Consider the following 17,997-nt stretch of genomic DNA (forward strand, 5'->3'; position numbering starts at 1 on the left):
ACTCCCTCCTTAGAGCTCGCCTTTAAAGGCGGAATCGAGAATTGATGCTTTTAGGTTATGTAAATCGTTTATTTGCAGGCTAAGTTCTTGTTTTGTCTTTTTTGTCACAGAACTAACATGCTCAATTTTAGCCACAATTGATTTTTGCTCCTCTATTGAAGGAAGGGGAATCTCAAATGCTTTCAGGTTAGTGATCGATATGGCTTTATATGCAGCACCTTGGCTTCTATCTTTAATTTTCTCGGTTAACACCGCACTAATTGCTGATTTAAGATATTCTGGGGTAACCCCGTTCATGTCTTTTAGCCAAAGTAAGTTTCCATCCTTAAAGTAAAACTCTCGTTCATCAACTATCCACATGACACCAATCGTACCCACGGCAGAGAATAATAAGTCACCCTTTTTAGGGGCTCCAAATTTGCCACATATTTCGGAAAACTTTTCTTTATCAATAAACAGTTCAGTGGATATATTTTTGTCTTTGGATAGGTCTACGATTTCCTTTGTTCTGTAAAATGGAATGCCTGATTCAACGTAATCAGCTTTAAAAATTCTCTTACTTGATGTGACGATGCAGATTTCATCAATTGTGCTGTGCTGATAGTTGCTAAGGACATCATTAAATATTTCACTTTGTGAACTTTCAAACAACGCATCAGCCAATGCGACGCTTTCCTGCAAATGCTCGACGGCAGTGTCAATGCGGCTTAGCAGTGCATCGAGTTTTTCGACGATGCGTTTTTGTTCTCTGAGCTTACAAACAGGAACGCTAACATTTTTTAAAGCCTTTAAAGGTACTCGCTGACGACCAGTCGCACCTTCCATTTGATCTATTAAAAAACGGCGAACCGATGGCGACCTAAAGAAGTGCAATAAATATTTTGGTTCAACACTATCCAACGCATGAATTGGAAAAACTTCTGTTGTTGCGAAGCCACCCTCAACATTTGCGATTAAGGCTGTTTTGTTATTCTCTGTACAAGGTGTGATTTTGGCAAACAGTACCGCATTACGTTGAAATTTTGTGTATCCCTTTTTTACGTCATCAAAGTTTCGTAGTTCGTAGGTGCTCTTTTGACCCGTTTCTTGATCAATATCTGTCATTCCAATAAATGGGACATTGCCTTCAGAATCTGGAGTTGGAGCAAATCCCCTATCGGCTCCAATCTGCGCAGCTTCTTCAATGGTTCGCCACTCCCACCCATCCGGTAGTTTATATAAAGCCTGTTCCATTCTTATTTCTCCGCCAACAGGTCTTCAATTTCATCCAACAGGCCTGACACCAGTTTTTCTTTGATGCGGATCTGCTTAAGAATATCGCTTGGCGCTAAATGTTCGGCATCTTTCTGCTTGGCTGGGTTTTTGGCCGATAGGTCATAGTCTTCAGCCAATTTACTAGCTGAAACTGTCCAAGAGCGATCGGTTGTTTCTCGGCTGTTATACAGCTCAACAAACTCTTTTAGGTGATCATCGGTGATCGGTTTGTTTTTGGTGAGCTTTTGCTCAGGCTCACATTCGTAATACCACACATCGCTTGTGCCACCGCTACGCTCAAAAAACAGCACGTTGGTTTTAACACCTGAATAGGGCAAAAATACCCCAGCGGGTAGGCTTAAAATGGTGTGTAGGTTAAAGTTTTCCAGCAGTTCTTGTTTGACCTGTTTAAACGCACTGTTGGTTTGGAACAGCACACCTTCTGGCACTACGATAGCCGCTTTGCCGCCACTTTTTAGAGTTTTCATAAAGTGTTGTAAAAACAGCAATTCGGTCGCGTTACTCTGAATGGGGAAGTTTTGCTGAATTTGCGACTTTTCTTTACCACCAAATGGCGGGTTAGCCAGAATAATGTCGTAACGGTCTTTTTCCTGAATATCACGGATATTTTGGGTCAGGGTATTACCACGGAACAGGTTGGGTGACTCGATGCCATGCAAAATCATGTTCATCATACCCATCACGTAAGCCAGCGAGGTTTTTTCGAAACCAAAGAAGGTATCGCGCTGGATAAAGTCCCATTGCTCAGTAGAAAGCGCACTCTTTTTGGCTTTTAAGTGGTCAAAGGCTTCGACTAGGAATCCGCATGAGCCAGCCGCTGCATCGTAAATGGTTTGCCCGGCCTGCGGGTCAATGGCCTTGATCATGGCACGTATTACTGGGCGCGGGGTGTAAAATTCACCCGCATAGCCACCGGCATCACCCATGTTTTGTAATAAGCCTTCATAGACTAACGACAGCTCAAACATTTCATCACTGGATTGGAAATTCAGCGTATCGATAATATCCAGCACTTCACGCAAGGTATGGCCAGAAGCCACCTTGTTGTCTAAATACTGGAAGATGGCACCAATTTTATAAGCGAAGGACTTAGGATCTGAACCTGTAGCGGCGGCATTGGCGAAGCCTTTTAAGTAAGGGAATAACTCGTTATTAACGTAATCAGTTAAGTCATCGCCTGTGCGAACTTTGTTGATATCTAGCTTGCCCTCGGCATTTTTGGGGCAGGCCCAATTTGACCAACGATGTTCGTCATCTAATACAGGTTGATAGTCTTTACCAGACAGCACGGCTTCGTCTTCTTTTTCAGACTCGTAATCATCTAAAAATTTTAAAAACAACACCCAAGAGGTTTGCTCGGTATAGTGCATAGCACCACTAATGCCATCGTCGCGGCGTAGTATGTCGGTAATTCGGTCAATCTTTTGTTGTAATGACATGGCTTATAGTTTTCCGATAATAAAATTATACATATTGGTGATGTCTTCGCTGATTTCTTCTGGCGGAATCAAGTCGATATAGGCTTGGAGCTTTTCAATGTCGAGCCCTACACCCTCGGTGTTAATTAAAGGGTCAATGACGACTTTGGCATTCAAGCGGCGAATGTCGTCGTTATCACCTGGGTTGTTTGGCTGTAAATAGAATGGCGTTCTTAATAGCTCTGTATTGTTGATCTGCTCTAACACACCTTGGTGCAGCAACGCTGTATGTGAAAGTAAATAATTTTTAATTTCACGGCGTTTCCAAGCCAACAAATATGGTGATATGTTGGTGCCACGCGGCCATTGAATTGCCGCCAGTAAATCACGATAAGTTCGTCCATTAACTTGCACACCATCGCGCGCGTTCCACTCTAATGCTGCTTCGTCTCTATCACAAATCAGAAATATTTTAGTTGTGGTTAGTTGGGATTCAACCTTACTCAAGCCATGTAGCCAATCTATTTTGCCTTTGGCAAATGTTTCGCTCGCTGTCGCATAACTTGAAGACTTCTTCATTGCATGGACGGGAGTTAGCCTGCTTACATCTAAACCAGCACGTGCAGCGAGTTTGGTGAATATAATCCAGTCATTGTAGTCGTCTAATAAAGCTATATTTGGCAATTTACCACACACTTCAAATTCAACAGACTTTGCACGAGACAGAACACTAAGTCTGTTAATCAATTGCTTAATTTTGTTGTCATCGTTGATGCGACCATTTTCAACGACTTTGAGATGTTCTATGCGATTTTCTTTTGCAGAAATAGAGTCCAGCAAATGGGTAGTAGTAATCGCGTGGCCTTGTATGCTGTGCAATAGTGACCACAGTTTCTCTACGTTTTTGTAATGAAGGTGTGAGTCAGCTTCGTCAAATAAAAATAAGGTATTTGGTGCATCGAAAAGGTCGATCAATGCATAAAGAAAGAGGAGTTGATATTCACCATCACTAAGTTGATCAAGTTCTAAGCCATCTTTAAAAGCGAGCTTGTAGCCTTGTTTATCAATAAAGTAGTCATTGTCTGCGGCCTGAGTGAAAAAACTGACTTCAGGGTCAAACGTTGTGTTTTGAGCGTGAGCATTTACTTCCCCTGCTTCAACTGCATCTTCGCCAGCTTCAGCTTGTCTCGGGTAATCAAAAGAAACATTAATAAGGCGGTTTGCTGGTATTTCAATCGAATGCTTGCGTATGGGTTGGTCAAAATTGTAATCATCCGAATAAAATTCAGTGATAAAGCTATCTAAAGATCTAAAATAAGGTGTGTTTCGAAGTGTATTTATTTCGCCACTTTCCTCTTCCTTTAACGCACGCTGTACACGCTCGGCATAATCTTTGGTGACTTTAAACGAGCATTTTAAAACAGTAGTTGTATCGTCGCGCCTATCCTCGGATTCGGTTAAATAACCCCTATCATTTAAAAACGAACGAACTTTGCCATTTCGTTTGATAGCTGTCGCTAAGAAGATTAATAGTTTTGACCAAGGCTTGTCGAAATATAGGCACTCTAGATTCAGGCCTCGGCCCGCCTGACGTTCTCTGCTAAGGTAATTACTAAATTTCTCCGAGTAATTTTCATTTTGACCGGAAGAAAAGCAAACTACGCTTAAGTGCTGGTGAGCAAGTCTATTTAATCGTTGCTCGAAAACCGATTGTAAAATGCTGGATTTACCGCAGCCATTTTCACCAATTAAGGTTGCCACCTTGTTGATATGTAATGTTTGCTGCTCATTGTGCAGCGGGTTTGGTGCTAATGTTAATTCCATTTTAATTCACATGATAAAGCTGATGTTGTAATTGTTTAAATGCTGTTAGCAAGTAGGCGGGTTTGCCGCCAAAAGCAGAAGAGGCATCTTTAATTGTACCTAAGCCTGATAATTCGATTAGTGCAGGTAAACGCTCTCGTGACAGCTCGGTGCTGCCTGTTTGTTCATAGCGGTTCAGCACAAAATGCAGGAACTTTTGCGCTTTTTCTTGCTGGTATTGGCTGAAAAATTGGCTGTTTTCACGCACGTTATCAGCACGCGCCTTGCGTGTGGCCATGGGTTGTTCAAAAGCTAAGAATGCCAACAAATCGAAAATATCGCAGTCTTCAGCCTCGAACATACGCCGTAGAGTGGTCAGTTGCTCCTTGTCGAAGCCAGCTTGCACAAGTTTGCTTAGCAAAGTTTCGCGCTCATCTGGGTCTGACCAAATATTTGTTAATTCTTCAACCGATTTAAACAGCCCCGGTAGTTGACTTATCAGGCGTTCAATAAACTCCTGAACAGTGAGTGGCTTTCCATTTTCATCAATATAACGGGTTTCAACGTCGATTATTTTTAACTCACGATGTTTCCCTAGCTTCACTTTTAGTCGAGGCTTTGGCTCTCCAGGCTCGGGGAGGGGACCTTCTCCAGGTGGTTCTGGAGTATATGGAGGTGGTTTAGGCTCACCAGTTCCACCTGGCTCCGGTGCTTCAGGCTCTCCATCCCAATCTTTGTCATAAAACTTATTGGTTGCACCTCGAAAATCAACAATGGTGAAATAGTCTTTGCCATCAAAAACGCGAGTTCCGCGACCGACAATTTGTTTGAATTCCACCATTGAACCTACGGTTCTATCAAGCACAACATTTCGCACGTTTCTGGCATCTACCCCAGTGGTGAGCATTTGCGAGGAGGTAATAATAGTGGGGATGTCTTTGTCGTTATCCTGAAATTTCTCTAACAACTCGCGACCAATTTTGCCTTCATCACTGGTAACACGAACGCAGTAGTGTGGGTCTTTGACTTTTTTATGTTTATTGACCATGTCGCGCATGGTGAGAGCATGATTCTGGTTTTCACAAAAAACGATGGTTTTTTCTAGTGGATTGATATTGTCCAAAATCGCTTTTGCGACAAGCTCTGTACGCTCATCAACAATGATCTTCTTATCGTAATCTTCCACCTGATAGACGTCTTGCCCAGACTCACCTTCGACCACCTGATCATCTTTAGTTAGCACCAGCTCGTCGAGATTGGTGCGCACCCGCTTTACGCGGTAAGGCGTTAGGAAACCATCGTTTATGCCGTCCTTTAATGAGTATTCAAAGGCGGGTGTCCCAAAGTAATCATAGGTATCAACGTTGGCTTCTCGTTTCGGTGTTGCTGTTAAACCTACGTGCACTGCATTGCCAAAATGATCGAGTATAGCTCGCCATGAACCCGCTTCATTGGCGCTGCCTCGGTGACACTCGTCAATCATTATTAGATCAAAAAAATCTCTTGGGTAAGCTTTGTAATAACCCTCGATATTTTCACGTTCAGCAATAGCTTGGTAAATAGCAAAAAATATGTGTGCATTGGTTGGTACGATTCCACCACGCTTGCGTACCTCCTCACCGTTTATCTTGATAAGATCTTTTTCATAGGGGTTAAAAGTATTGATAGCTTGGTCGGCTAAAATATTACGATCAGCCAAAAACAATATTCGTGGCCGTCGACTACCAGGTGCTTCTTTGTTCCAACGAGATTGGAAAAGCTTATGAACTATTTGAAAGGCAATAAAGGTTTTACCTGTACCGGTAGCAAGCGTTAAAAGCACTCGTGGTTTACCTTTACCAATGGCATCTGTAGCAGCATGTACCGCTAATTCTTGGTAGTAACGTGGCTGCATTGCGCCTTCTAAGTGAAAGGGCACATTACGAAGTTGCTGGCCTAGATCAGAGTTAACGTCTGCATAGCGGTTCTCAAGCTCTTGCGGAGTTGGGTAAAACTCAACGTAGTCGCCTTTGCCTGTTTCCAAGTCGAACTCATACGTTTGCTTACCGTTGCTTGAATAAACAAAGCGAACGAGTAGCTTTTTGGCATAGTCTATAGCTTGTTGAAGGCCTTTGGTTGCGTGCTCAGACTCTTTCTTTGCCTCCACAACTGCAAGGTAGCGATTGTCTTTGTGAAGCAGATAATCGACAAAACAACGACGACCACGTACACCACCTGCAAGCTTACGACCATCGGTAAAGTAGTGCTCCCGAATGATATTGTTAGGTTGCCAATGAGCGGCTTTTAACGCTGGGTCAATGTAATTTGCTCTTGTATCTGCTTCTGACGACATGTCGTCACTCCTTGATAATTTTTAGCCCTGTCTATCGCTTGGTATTTTTTCCAATATGTCGCTCAATGGGCAGTTAAATAAATCACACAGCTTATCGAGCGCTTCTAAGTCCACCTTGAGCGCGGTTTCACGGTAAAGCAGAGTTATAGTATTTCTACTCAACCCTGTCTCTCTGGCAACGTCTGCAATTCGCATTTTGTGCTCGCCCATTAGCCTTGCGAGGTGACACCTGATCACTGTTTGCTCCAAACAAATATGTTTACTTTCATTAGAATAACACTCAGCACTTAAGAAGCAATTTTTTAAGTTGAAATGACAAAATTACACACTAAGCCCTAAACCACTTCGTTCAAATCCCGTAAAGCCATAAATCGGAACCCCGCAAGCGGGGCCCCCTTGCTTCGCAACCCTTCGGGCGATTTCTATCTTGACTGGCTTTTCTCTACGTAGTCCATGTTGGCCATGAGGTATGGCGCGCCTTTAGGCGGCAAGCGCCTAAAACTTACCAACCTCATAGCGAAAGGGGCTTATATGAAATATATGGACTTTATAAACAGAGCTAAAAAAGTAGAATTTGCTGATATAGCAAGGTCGGCAAAACCGATTGAACGTACCACTCTTAAACACGTTCGGGCTAACGATAAATGTTACCTGGTTAAAGCTGGCAGTAAGTTACAATTCTGGATCACTCGTGATGATTGCTTGTTGTCTGTGAATGTTTCTCTGCACTCACCATTTTGTGTTTGTACTGATGCAGATAGTTAGTTATGTTTCCCATATCCCAACCTTCCCAGTTATAAATTGAGCATTTTTTAATTTTTTTTATAAATTTTTTTCGATTTCCTTATGGTGAGTACACTGGTGAGTAAGAGGGCTTACACACATACCAAAACCACCTTTCAGGCCTTGGTATAGCTGTAATAATGAAATTTAAAACGATAAACAGATCCAGAATATTGAGTAAAGCTCACTAGCGCTCAAAGATAGTCATAACCAATTTAAAACCCCTGCGATGAAGCGGGGTTTTTAAATTGGTTATGACTCCGTGTTTTTTCATTGTATTTCATCTAATTTTTGGATCCTATATCTGTTAACTACAATATTTATAGATCTAAATAGTGAATAACCCTAAACTCCAAGCACTATCTCCGCACATCTAAAACCATCTATGACAAACGATAACTTTTTAACAACCGATGACATTGAACGCTTTTTTAATGAAGTAAAGCATACGAATAGAACTTTCTTGTCATCGGATAGCTTAGATTTCTTGGAAAGGCTTGAAGTACTTTGTCATAAGCATGAAAAAGTGGTTAACAAAGGAACAAAAATTTATCGTGCAAGAAAAGGAGTCTGTTTAGAGAGTAAAATTGATAAAAACACATTTATCCCTCCAAAGAATGTGGGCTCCGAAGGAAGAGCAAACGCTTATAATATAAATGTGTTATATGCGGCTGATAATGTGGATATAGCCGTAGCGGAAGTAAGAGCTATAGCTCTTGAAAAAGTATTAGTTGCAACTTTAGTGGTTAATCATGATTTGAAAATAATAGACTTCGCCAAAGAAAGGCCTGGGTGGGATAATTTTTTTGGCCTAAACGGTAATGAAGATATGGTTAGTAAGAAAGAGTTTCATGAAAGAGATTGCTTGTTAAAAATTGGTGCTGCTTTTTCGAAACCACTTACAGTTGATGATAGTAGGAGAGATTACATACCAACTCAAATAATTGCTGAATATTTTAAAAGCAAGGGGTATGACGGCATTGCCTATCAATCACAATTTTCGGTATATAATAAAGACGCTTTACATAGGAACTACGCTTTTTTCGATTATAAAGCTTTAGAGCCTGTAAATTTCCAAGCAAGGACTGTTCAGAGAGTCATAGTAGGCAGTCAAGCCATTGCACCGCCTGTTGAAATATGATTTATCTAATTTTCGAACCTGGTGGTATTGAAAGCTTCAATGCTAGATAATTTCATTATTCTTCGAATAGGCCAGATCCTAACCCAAGGGGTTTGGTATTGACTCTATTTGTGAGCAAACCCGAAAAATCAAATAAATTCCCCCTCACCTAACACTTAAAAGCCCCTTTCCAGGGGCTTTTTTGCTTAACCATCTCGGCATTGCTCTTGCGGGTACTCAAATTCTAAGGTGGTGTGTGCTAAATCATACTCTGCCAGGTTGTCGGCCAAACGTTGCTTTAACGCTATCACTTGCTCAGCATTAAGCTCTTGAGCAAGACACAAATGCGCTGTCAGCACATGATGTTCGCCATCTAACGACCAGTAATGCACATGGTGAGCGGTGCTGATTTCTTGCGGCTCTATCAGTACCTTAGTGAGTTTTGTTTGCGTCTTTTTATCCGGCGCCCCTTGCAGAAATAGCCGTACGGTTTGTACTAGGTTGCGCACCACATTGACCAAAATAAACAAGGTAAAACAAATGGATAAAATAGGGTCTAAAATCGGCCAATCAACAAACATCAACACGATTGCGACCACCAGCACTGCCACCCAACCCAGCACGTCTTCAAGAAGGTGCCAATTAAGCACTTTCTCATTGAGTGATTTACCACTGCTCAGTTTAACCGCCGCATAACCGTTCACCGCAATACCTAGTATCGCCAGTGCGAACATGCCTTCCGTTACCGGCATCACTGGGTCGAACAACCTCGGCACCGATAACACCAGTACCCACACCGAGCCGACCACTAATACCACCGAATTAATAAACGCACCAAATAAGCTTAAGCGCCGATAACCATAGGTAAAATGCTGATTGGCACCTTTATTACTGAATTTGTTGAGCAGCCAGGCGCTGCCGATTGACAGGCTATCCCCTAAGTCATGCACGGCATCGGCCATTATCGCGGTACTGTTTGTAAGCCATCCGCCAATAAACTCGATAATAGTAAACCCAAGGTTTAAAAAGAATGCCCAACCAATGCGCTCTGAAGCGATGTCATGGGAATGATCGTGATGATGCGCCATTTTCTTATCCTTTTGCTGCGTGTACCTACACTCTGGGTTAAAATCTCTTTACCGTCTTTCCCGCTTTTTATCGCGCTCCCTTTAACTTAAGCGCGATTAAGCACATTTTTTCTCGTGCGTTATATCTGTGTAAAAACACTATGCCAAACTTTTGTGAGCATTACTAAGCCTGTCAGCTATCCTAATTAACAGGCTCTTATCAGTGAGTACATTATGAAACTAAAAACAAAGTTGTCTTTGTCGTTTGCCGCCGTTATTGCTTTAATGGTTATCTCAAGCCTTATCGTTTGGCTTAAAGTCTCCACCGAAACCCTGCAAGCTGAGGAAGTTAAAAACGACGACCTTCCCGGTTTACTAGCCTATCTATCGATCTCCGATACTATTTATCAAATGCAAAATGAAGCCCTTGAATACATAGGCGGCGAGCAACAAAAGCGAGACAGCTTTGCGGCTTTGTATAGACAATTCCAAACGCAACACCAAGAGCTTTATAAGTATGAGTCTAACAAGCCATCAGACATAGAGAAGATGGCAAACATAGAAAACTTAGTGAAGGAATACAATCGCGGCATCACTGAGGGCGTATTTAATCGATACGACCCTGAATTGTTTCGTAGCGTACAATCACAAGTGGCACAGTTAGAACAAGACACCGGTGAGAAGTTAGGTGACTTACTCGACGAGCTCAAAGATCAAGAGTATGCACAGGCCATGCAAGCAAGCGACTTACAAACCAGCTTGCAGGATAATTTACCGGGTGTCAGATATTACCTCGAACTGATAGATGAGGCCGGTGACCTAGTCGCGGGTGTGAACGCACACATTCGCGGTGATACCGAAGCTAAAGCACGCTTTAAAGACGATTTAACCAGTTTCAATGAATACCTTGAGGCGCTTCGGCCACTTGAGCAACAACCTGATGAAGTTGCAGCGCTACGTCAAGTTGAGTCTTATCGCGATGATATTGTGCGCACGGCCAACAGCATTTTTACACGCTATAGTCCACAAGACTATATTGATGCTCGAAGTACTATCAATAACCTAGAAGCCCAGGTTGTTGATAAACTAAACACTATTTTGCAAACCTCAGCGCGGGAAGAGCAAGCAGACGCTATTAGCGCCTTAAACCACCTTGTCGAGGGCTTAAACCTGACCTTGATCATTATTGTGATCATTACCTTAATCGCCTTCGTTGTCGCAGGCATTATTGCCTATCTCATTAGCCACTCAATCATTACTCGCTTAAACAATGTGCTAGAGACAGCAGAAAGTGTCAGTATCGGCGATTTATCGCGCCCGGCTATTGCTCATGCTAACAAGGATGAAATCGACAGCCTTGCTGCGGCAACCAATAAAATGTCGTCATCTCTGCATGATTTAATGGCTCTGATCACGTCACTGGCTACTCAGGTTAGGGAATCCAGCTTGGAAATTAGCTCAACAAACGAGCAAATAGCTAATCGCAGCCAAAACTCAGCAGACCAATCAACACAGATAGCCACTGCCATTGAAGAAATGAGCTCAACGGTTTCAGAGGTCGCCAGACAATCACAACAAGCATCTGGCAATAGTGAGCAAGCAAGAGAGTATGCCGCTCATGGTGCCGAAGCAGTAAGCCAAACGGTAGCAGAAATAAGAAGCGCTTCGAGCAGAGTGCAGAACACCTCCAGCTCAGTCACCGAACTGGGTGAGCTTAGTAATCAAATTGGCAATATCATCAGTGTGATCAGTGCCATTGCCGAGCAGACAAACTTGTTGGCACTTAATGCTGCCATTGAGGCCGCACGAGCCGGTGAGCAGGGCCGAGGCTTTGCCGTAGTTGCCGACGAAGTACGCACCTTGGCTGAGCGCACGACCAAAGCCACCGATGAAGTCGCGCAGACAATTACCGCCATCCAAAAGCAAACTCACCAAGCGGTAGAGTCTATGCATAGTAGCGTAGAGCAAGTAAACAGCAGTGTATCTATGGCGGAGCAGGCCGGGGAACAACTTAGCAATATCATGCAAAGTGCCAGCGACATTGCCAGTATGATTCAATCAATCGCAACGGCCACCGAAGAGCAATCAGTGGTCGCTGCGGAAATGGCCAAGGATGTGTCTGATATTGAACGCGCGAGCCAAGCATCACTGAACGACACGCAAGGGGCTTTAGAGATTGCGAAACAGCTTAATTCTCAAGCCGGTGAACTTAGTGAGTCTGTGCAGCGCTTTAAATTGCGTGCCAGTTAAGCACAATACTCATTGATTTTATGTATCGCTGTCGGTATTTTAGACCCTAATTTGATAACTAACAGGTGTGCTCCCGGTGCTTAAGTGTGTATTTAGCATTCTTTTACCCCTAGTGATTGTGCTGCAATCACTGGCAGCGAGTGCTGATCCCACCCCTGTACATCAAATCGACAGCGAGCATTTACAGAGCGTACATTCGCACCAACAACATGATGACTTGCAACCACAGGCAAGCGATAACTTGCACGATACTGCTGATTGTCATCACTGCGGCCACTGCTCAGGCTCACATCTCACTTGGGGGAGCATGCCGGCCCCCTGTTTTGCCAATGACCATGTTGATTTCGCATTGCCGGACTGGCGCCACCGCGCTGTGGGCGAGGTCATTTACCCAACTTTCCGCCCTCCCATCGTCTAACTGCACTTATCCGCCATGCCCAACGCGCACACTGCGCTTGTGGCTAACTTAACATTTGCAGTTAGAGAACAGTTTATGAAGCTTTCTATTTTTTGCTTTGCGCGCAGCGCGCAGGCACTCAGTGGCGCGTGTGTTTATCGCGCCTTGGACACCTTTTTCACGGTGTTTATCAAAACCGTTACATTGTTAGTATTGAGCGTGTCGTCGCTCACCTTCGCGGGCGAAGGTCACGACCATAATGATACCAACAATACAGCAAAATCATCACCCAGTGACCATGGTCAAGGTATTGCTCTCAGTGAGCGCAGCATGGCCCTAGCGCAAATAAAAGTAGCGCCCTTACAAGCACGTACACATAACAAAACGCTGTATGCACCTGGAGAGCTCAAAGCCAATGGGTACTCAAGTTACATCGTTTCTGCACGTACTGAGTCGGTTGTCATTGAGCGCCACGCAATGCTTGGCGAGCACGTCAATCAAGGGCAACCACTGGTCACCTTATTCAGTGAAACAATGGCCAATGCTCAGGCCGACTACCTAGTAGCGGCGAGTGAGTGGCAACGGGTAAAGCAACTTGATAACCGAGCGGTGAGTGAAAGTGCTCGCTTAAAAGCACAGTCACAATACAACGCCAGCTACGGGCAGTTAATTGCCCTCGGCTTAACCATTGAAGCCATTGATACGATTAGTAAGGACAACATTGCGTCATTTGGCCAATATTCTTTGGTGGCCCAAACCTCAGGAGTGGTGCTTAACGACGACTTCACTCAAGGCCAACGAGTGGAAGCTGGCCAGAGCATTATGACCATCGCCGATGAATCTAGCCTATGGGTTGAGGCCAAAGTTGCGCCTTATAGCGACGGCGCCATCAATAAAGCCACAGCGGTGAATATCGTCGTCAACGGCCGCACTTACCCAGCGAAAGTCATTCAAGAAGCCCATGTGATTGACCCAACTACACGGACGCGGGTGATCCGGCTAAAAGTAGATAACCCGCAAGATAAACTCCATGCCGGCATGTTCGTCGATGTGCATTTCACCTTTGCCAGCACCACGCCTGTATTAGCTCTTCCGCAGAGCGCGCTCATGCGCGGCAGTGACGGCGATTGGCAGGTGTTTGTGCAACAAAGCCCCGGCGAGTTCTTACCCGTAGAGGTTGAATTGGGTGAACGCTTTGGTCGCTACCAACAAATCTCCGGCGTGCCTGCGGGTGTCAATGTCGCGATGAGCGGGGCTTTCTTTATTTCTTCTCAACTGGCCAAAAGTGGCTTTGACCCCCATAACCACTAAGCTGGAGCGGCACAATGTTTAATTATATTATTGCTTGGGCGGTGCGTAACCGCCTCCTTGTCGTGCTGGCGTTGGTGAGCCTGATCGCTGCCAGCATCACAGTGATCCCTAAACTTAACTTAGACGCCTTTCCCGACGTCACCAATGTACAAGTAACGGTAAACACCGAAGCCCCCGGTCTGGCCGCCGAAGAGGTAGAGCAACTGATCACCTACCCTATCGAAGCGGTTATGTATGCACTTCCCAATGTCGAGCAAGTGCGTTCGATATCTAAAACAGGCCTTTCTGGAGTGACCATCGTGTTTAACGAGGACACCGATATTTACTTTGCTAGACAGCTGGTTTTTGAGCGTTTACAAGCCGCCAAAGAGCTTATCCCTGACGGTCTTGGCAGCCCTGAGATGGGCCCCAATACCTCAGGCTTGGGGCAAGTGTATCAGTACTTACTTATAGCCGATGCAGAGGTCGAGCTCGATACGATGGCCCTGCGCTCACTCAATGATTGGGTGGTAAAGCTGCTGATTATGCCGATTGACGGCGTCACTGATGTGCTGTCATTTGGTGGTCGTGTGCGCCAATATCAAGTCGCCATCAACCCGAATAAATTACTCGCCTACCAATTAACGCAGCAAGACCTTGTTGCCGCGCTCAATGCCAGCAATGACAATGTGGGCGGTTGGTATATGGACCGTGGTCAAGAACAGCTGGTGGTGCGCGGTACCGGCTGGTTTGCTCACTCACGCCAAGGCATTGAGCAAATAAAACAAGTAGCGGTAAAAACCGTCGCCGGCACGGTCATTACCGTCGGTGATATTGCTGAGGTACGCTTAGGCAGCGAGATTCGCCAAGGTGCGGTGACCATGAGCCGTAAAAACGCCCAGGGCGAGGTCGAGCAGTTAGGTGAAGTGGTCTCTGGCATTGTTCTCAAACGCATGGGTGCCAATACCAAAACCACCATCGATGGGATCGAGCAAAGGGTGCAAATGATCAATCAAGCGCTGCCACAAGGAGTGCGATTTCAACCTTTTTATGATCAAGCAGACCTTATCACCAAAGCCGTGAATACGGTGGTGAATGCACTCACTCTCGCCTTTATTTTTATCGTTGTTGTGCTCGCCCTGTTTCTAATGAACCTACGCGCCACGTTATTAGTGCTCATATCCATCCCTATTGCCATTGCTATGGCCTTAATGATGATGGCGTGGCTTAACGTTTCCGCTAATTTAATGTCACTTGGCGGTCTTGCTGTGGCGATTGGCATGCTGGTCGACGGCTCAGTGGTGATGGTTGAGAACATGTTTAAGCATTTAAGCCGCCAAGACAGCACGTTAACGGCACGCGAGCGTATTTTACTCGCGGGTAAAGAGGTCGCTCGACCGGTGTTTTTCGCCGCAACCATTATTTTAGTCGTGTTTATGCCGCTCTTTAGCTTCGAAGGCGTTGAAGCCAAACTGTTCCAACCGATGGCGATAAGCATTATTTTAGCGGTGATCAGTGCCATTTTCGTGGCGTTGATTATCGTTCCTGCACTAGCAAGCTATCTGTTTACCGGTCAAATCACGTCGCGCCCCAGCTTGATACTCAAACCCTTGGATGTGCTTTATCGAAAAACATTGCACCTGGCCCTAGCGCATACCAAAGCGGTGGTAGTCACGGCGCTTATACTCGTTGCTGGCGCTGTTGCCACCCTAGGGCAGTTGGGAACCGAATTTGTTCCCGAGCTCGAAGAAGGTACCATTAACCTGCGCGTTACCTTGGCACCTTCTTCAAGCCTCGAAACCGCGCTTGCGGTGGCCCCCAAACTCGAAGCCAAACTATTAAGTTTTCCCGAGGTCACGTACGCTTTGAGCCGTATCGGTCGGGCCGAAATTGGGGGTGACCCCGAGCCGGTCAATAACATCGAAATCTATATTGGCTTAAAGCCCCCCAGTCAGTGGCAAAGTGCAGAAAACCGCTACCAACTACAAGCCTTGATGGAGCAAAAGCTCAGCGCCCACCCAGGGTTGTTGTTTAACTTTTCTCAGCCTATCGCCACACGAGTTGATGAGTTACTGTCTGGAGTAAAAGCGCAGCTGGCCATCAAACTATTTGGCCCCGAACTTGAAGTGCTAGCGACTCAGGGCGAGGCCATTGCCAATGCGGTAAAAGCGGTGCCAGGCACCCGCGATGTCGCGCTTGAACAAATTGCCGGCGAAGCACAACTGATCGTTAAACCAAAACGCCAAGCCTTGGCTCGTTATGGCTTGCAAGTCGCCGATGTGATGGGCTTGGTGCGCGACGGCATTGGCGGTGTACGAGCCGGACAAATTATTAATGGCAATGAACGCTATGATATTAACGTACGCATTGATAAACCCTACCGACAAACCCCACAAGCCATTGGCAATTTATATTTACAAGCTAGCAACGGGGCGTGGGTGCGCTTAGCCGATGTGGCCGATATTAGCATTGAATCGGGGCCTCCTCAGGTGCGCCGCGACGATGTACAGCGCCGAGTTGTAGTCCAAGCAAATGTCCAAGGCCGGGATATGGGCTCGGTGGTGGCGCAAATTCGTGAGCAAATCGCAAATGATGTGGCGCTGCCCAGCGGTTACTCTGTGGCCATCGGCGGGCAATTCGAAAATCAACAGCGGGCACAGCAGCGCCTCAGCGTTGTTATTCCATTGTCACTGGCTGCCATCGCGCTGTTACTGTATTTTGCGTTTGGCAGCGTCGGTCAAGCCTTGCTGATATTAATCAACGTCCCATTGGCAGTCATTGGTGGGGTGTTTTCCTTATATTTAAGTGGGCAGTATTTATCGGTGCCAAGCTCGGTAGGCTTTATTACTTTATTTGGCGTTGCCGTACTCAATGGAGTGGTGATGGTCGAGAGCATCAATCAGCGTATCAATAGCGGCCAGGCTCTAGCCAGCGCAGTATTTGAGGGGGCCATACAGCGCCTGCGCCCGGTGCTGATGACCGCCATCACGTCGGCATTAGGCTTGATCCCCATGCTGCTTTCTCAAGGTGTGGGCGCCGAAATTCAGCGCCCCTTGGCAAGCGTGATTGTCGGCGGGCTACTGACATCCACCTTATTAACTTTGTTTGTGTTGCCAGCTTTGTATCCACGTTTTTCTCAGGCTAAGCTTAAACACTAAAGCTATTGTGGCGCATGAATCGACAACAGGTTTATGCGCCAGTTAACCTAGGCTGAGAAATCCGCTATACTACGCGGCTCTTTTTTAAACCCCAGTATTTAGAGAGACATCATGAGCCAAGTTCGTGGTAATTTGTTTATTTTATCCGCCCCATCTGGTGCGGGTAAGTCCAGCTTGATCAATGCGTTACTCCAACAACATAGTGATATGCAAGTATCAGTGTCGCACACCACTCGTGCTCCTCGCCCTGGCGAACAAAACGCCAAGCATTATCATTTTGTAAGCGAAGCTGAGTTCAAAACACTGATCGACAATGATGATTTCTTTGAATGGGCGCAAGTGTTCGACAATTATTACGGCACCTCAAAAGCGGCGATAGAACAGCAACTTGCCAACGGCATTGATGTGTTTCTCGATATCGACTGGCAAGGCGCGCGACAAGTGCGAGAATTAGCCCCGGACGTCACCACTATTTTTATTTTGCCACCGTCCAAAGCAGAGCTTGAAAATCGCCTAACCAATCGCGGCCAAGATTCCGCAGACGTGATTGCCGGGCGCATGGCCAAGGCGCAATCGGAAACCTCACACTTTGATGAGTATGATTACTTGGTCGTTAATGATGACTTTGACACCGCTTTAGCAGAGATTGAAACCATCGTTAAAGCCAAGCGCTTAAGCATCAGCGCTCAGCGTGTAAAACATAACGAACTAATCCACGACTTGTTAAAATAACTATTGGCCTAAACTTAACCTTGCAGTAAACTATGCGTTTACAGAATTAAATTTTGGAGTGAAGCATGGCTCGCGTAACTGTTGAAGATGCAGTAGATAAAATTGGCAACCGTTTTGACTTAATCCTTGTCGCCGCCCGTCGTGCGCGCCAGATCGCCGTAGGTGGTAAAGATCCTATGGTTGATGCTGAAAACGACAAACCAACGGTTCTCGCTTTGCGTGAAATCGAGGAAGGCCACATTACTGTGGATACCCTAGAGGCCATTGAACGCCAAGAGCAGCAAAACCAAGAAGCTGCTGAAATGGCAGCTGTTGCGGCTATCGTTGGCGGCAACCAATAAGCGGCCTCTAACGCTCTCAAAACGGCTGCAA

The 17,997-nt window shown here is 45.5% G+C and carries 13 protein-coding genes; 7 read left to right on the forward strand and 6 right to left on the reverse strand.

The features are described 5' to 3' along the window. Positions 1 to 9 precede the first annotated feature (9 nt). The 5 genes from MHM94_RS11570 to MHM94_RS11590 are packed head-to-tail and all read right to left on the reverse strand — an operon-like array spanning position 10 to position 7,065. Complete coding sequence (locus MHM94_RS11570; RefSeq protein ID WP_235419612.1) at positions 10 to 1,233, reverse strand: restriction endonuclease subunit S; 1,224 nt, start codon at positions 1,231 to 1,233, stop codon at positions 10 to 12. Between the two features lie 2 nt (positions 1,234 to 1,235). Continuing rightward, positions 1,236 to 2,714 carry an N-6 DNA methylase gene (locus tag MHM94_RS11575; protein WP_235419611.1) on the reverse strand — a complete coding sequence of 493 codons (1,479 nt, stop codon included), beginning with the start codon at positions 2,712 to 2,714 and terminating at the stop codon, positions 1,236 to 1,238. Between the two features lie 3 nt (positions 2,715 to 2,717). Beyond that, positions 2,718 to 4,517 carry an AAA family ATPase gene (locus MHM94_RS11580; protein WP_235419610.1) on the reverse strand — a complete coding sequence of 600 codons (1,800 nt, stop codon included), beginning with the start codon at positions 4,515 to 4,517 and terminating at the stop codon, positions 2,718 to 2,720. A 1-nt stretch (position 4,518) separates the two neighbouring features. Further along, positions 4,519 to 6,828 (reverse strand): type I restriction endonuclease subunit R, encoded by a 2,310-nt coding sequence (locus MHM94_RS11585; protein ID WP_235419609.1) that lies wholly within the window; start codon positions 6,826 to 6,828, stop codon positions 4,519 to 4,521. A 21-nt stretch (positions 6,829 to 6,849) separates the two neighbouring features. After that, positions 6,850 to 7,065, reverse strand: a complete 216-nt coding sequence (locus MHM94_RS11590) for a helix-turn-helix transcriptional regulator (RefSeq protein ID WP_235419608.1) — start codon at positions 7,063 to 7,065, stop codon at positions 6,850 to 6,852. 931 nt (positions 7,066 to 7,996) lie between these two features. On the opposite strand from MHM94_RS11590, the gene MHM94_RS11595 reads away from it, so the two are divergent. Further along, positions 7,997 to 8,752 (forward strand): RES family NAD+ phosphorylase, encoded by a 756-nt coding sequence (locus MHM94_RS11595; protein WP_235419607.1) that lies wholly within the window; start codon positions 7,997 to 7,999, stop codon positions 8,750 to 8,752. Between the two features lie 185 nt (positions 8,753 to 8,937). Here the strand turns inward: MHM94_RS11595 and MHM94_RS11600 are convergent, their stop codons facing one another. Further along, on the reverse strand, positions 8,938 to 9,819 hold the full coding sequence (locus MHM94_RS11600; RefSeq protein ID WP_235419606.1) for a cation diffusion facilitator family transporter: 882 nt from the start codon (positions 9,817 to 9,819) through the stop codon (positions 8,938 to 8,940). Between the two features lie 213 nt (positions 9,820 to 10,032). Here MHM94_RS11600 and MHM94_RS11605 point away from each other — a divergent pair, with 213 nt between their 5' ends. From MHM94_RS11605 to rpoZ, 6 genes are all read left to right on the forward strand, one after another. Continuing rightward, positions 10,033 to 12,048: a HAMP domain-containing methyl-accepting chemotaxis protein gene (locus tag MHM94_RS11605; RefSeq protein WP_138508659.1), complete on the forward strand. Its 2,016-nt coding sequence runs from the start codon at positions 10,033 to 10,035 to the stop codon at positions 12,046 to 12,048. Positions 12,049 to 12,124: 76 nt separating this feature from the next. Next, positions 12,125 to 12,466 carry a hypothetical protein gene (locus MHM94_RS11610; RefSeq protein WP_053909709.1) on the forward strand — a complete coding sequence of 114 codons (342 nt, stop codon included), beginning with the start codon at positions 12,125 to 12,127 and terminating at the stop codon, positions 12,464 to 12,466. 75 nt (positions 12,467 to 12,541) lie between these two features. Further along, positions 12,542 to 13,756, forward strand: a complete 1,215-nt coding sequence (locus MHM94_RS11615) for an efflux RND transporter periplasmic adaptor subunit (RefSeq protein ID WP_235419605.1) — start codon at positions 12,542 to 12,544, stop codon at positions 13,754 to 13,756. Positions 13,757 to 13,770: 14 nt separating this feature from the next. Further along, the gene (locus MHM94_RS11620) at positions 13,771 to 16,893 is read left to right on the forward strand and encodes a CusA/CzcA family heavy metal efflux RND transporter (RefSeq protein WP_235419604.1); all 3,123 of its coding nucleotides are present in this window, start codon (positions 13,771 to 13,773) and stop codon (positions 16,891 to 16,893) included. A gap of 111 nt (positions 16,894 to 17,004) precedes the next feature. Further along, a complete protein-coding gene (gmk, locus tag MHM94_RS11625) occupies positions 17,005 to 17,625 on the forward strand; it encodes a guanylate kinase (protein WP_045979328.1) in 621 nt (206 codons plus the stop codon). A 65-nt stretch (positions 17,626 to 17,690) separates the two neighbouring features. Then, positions 17,691 to 17,966, forward strand: coding sequence for a DNA-directed RNA polymerase subunit omega (rpoZ, locus tag MHM94_RS11630; RefSeq protein WP_022943476.1), 276 nt, complete (start codon positions 17,691 to 17,693; stop codon positions 17,964 to 17,966). Positions 17,967 to 17,997: the final 31 nt, after the last annotated feature.

Origin of the sequence: Pseudoalteromonas sp. CNAT2-18.1 (assembly GCF_022347865.1) — a bacterium.
Lineage (GTDB): Bacteria > Pseudomonadota > Gammaproteobacteria > Enterobacterales > Alteromonadaceae > Pseudoalteromonas > Pseudoalteromonas ruthenica.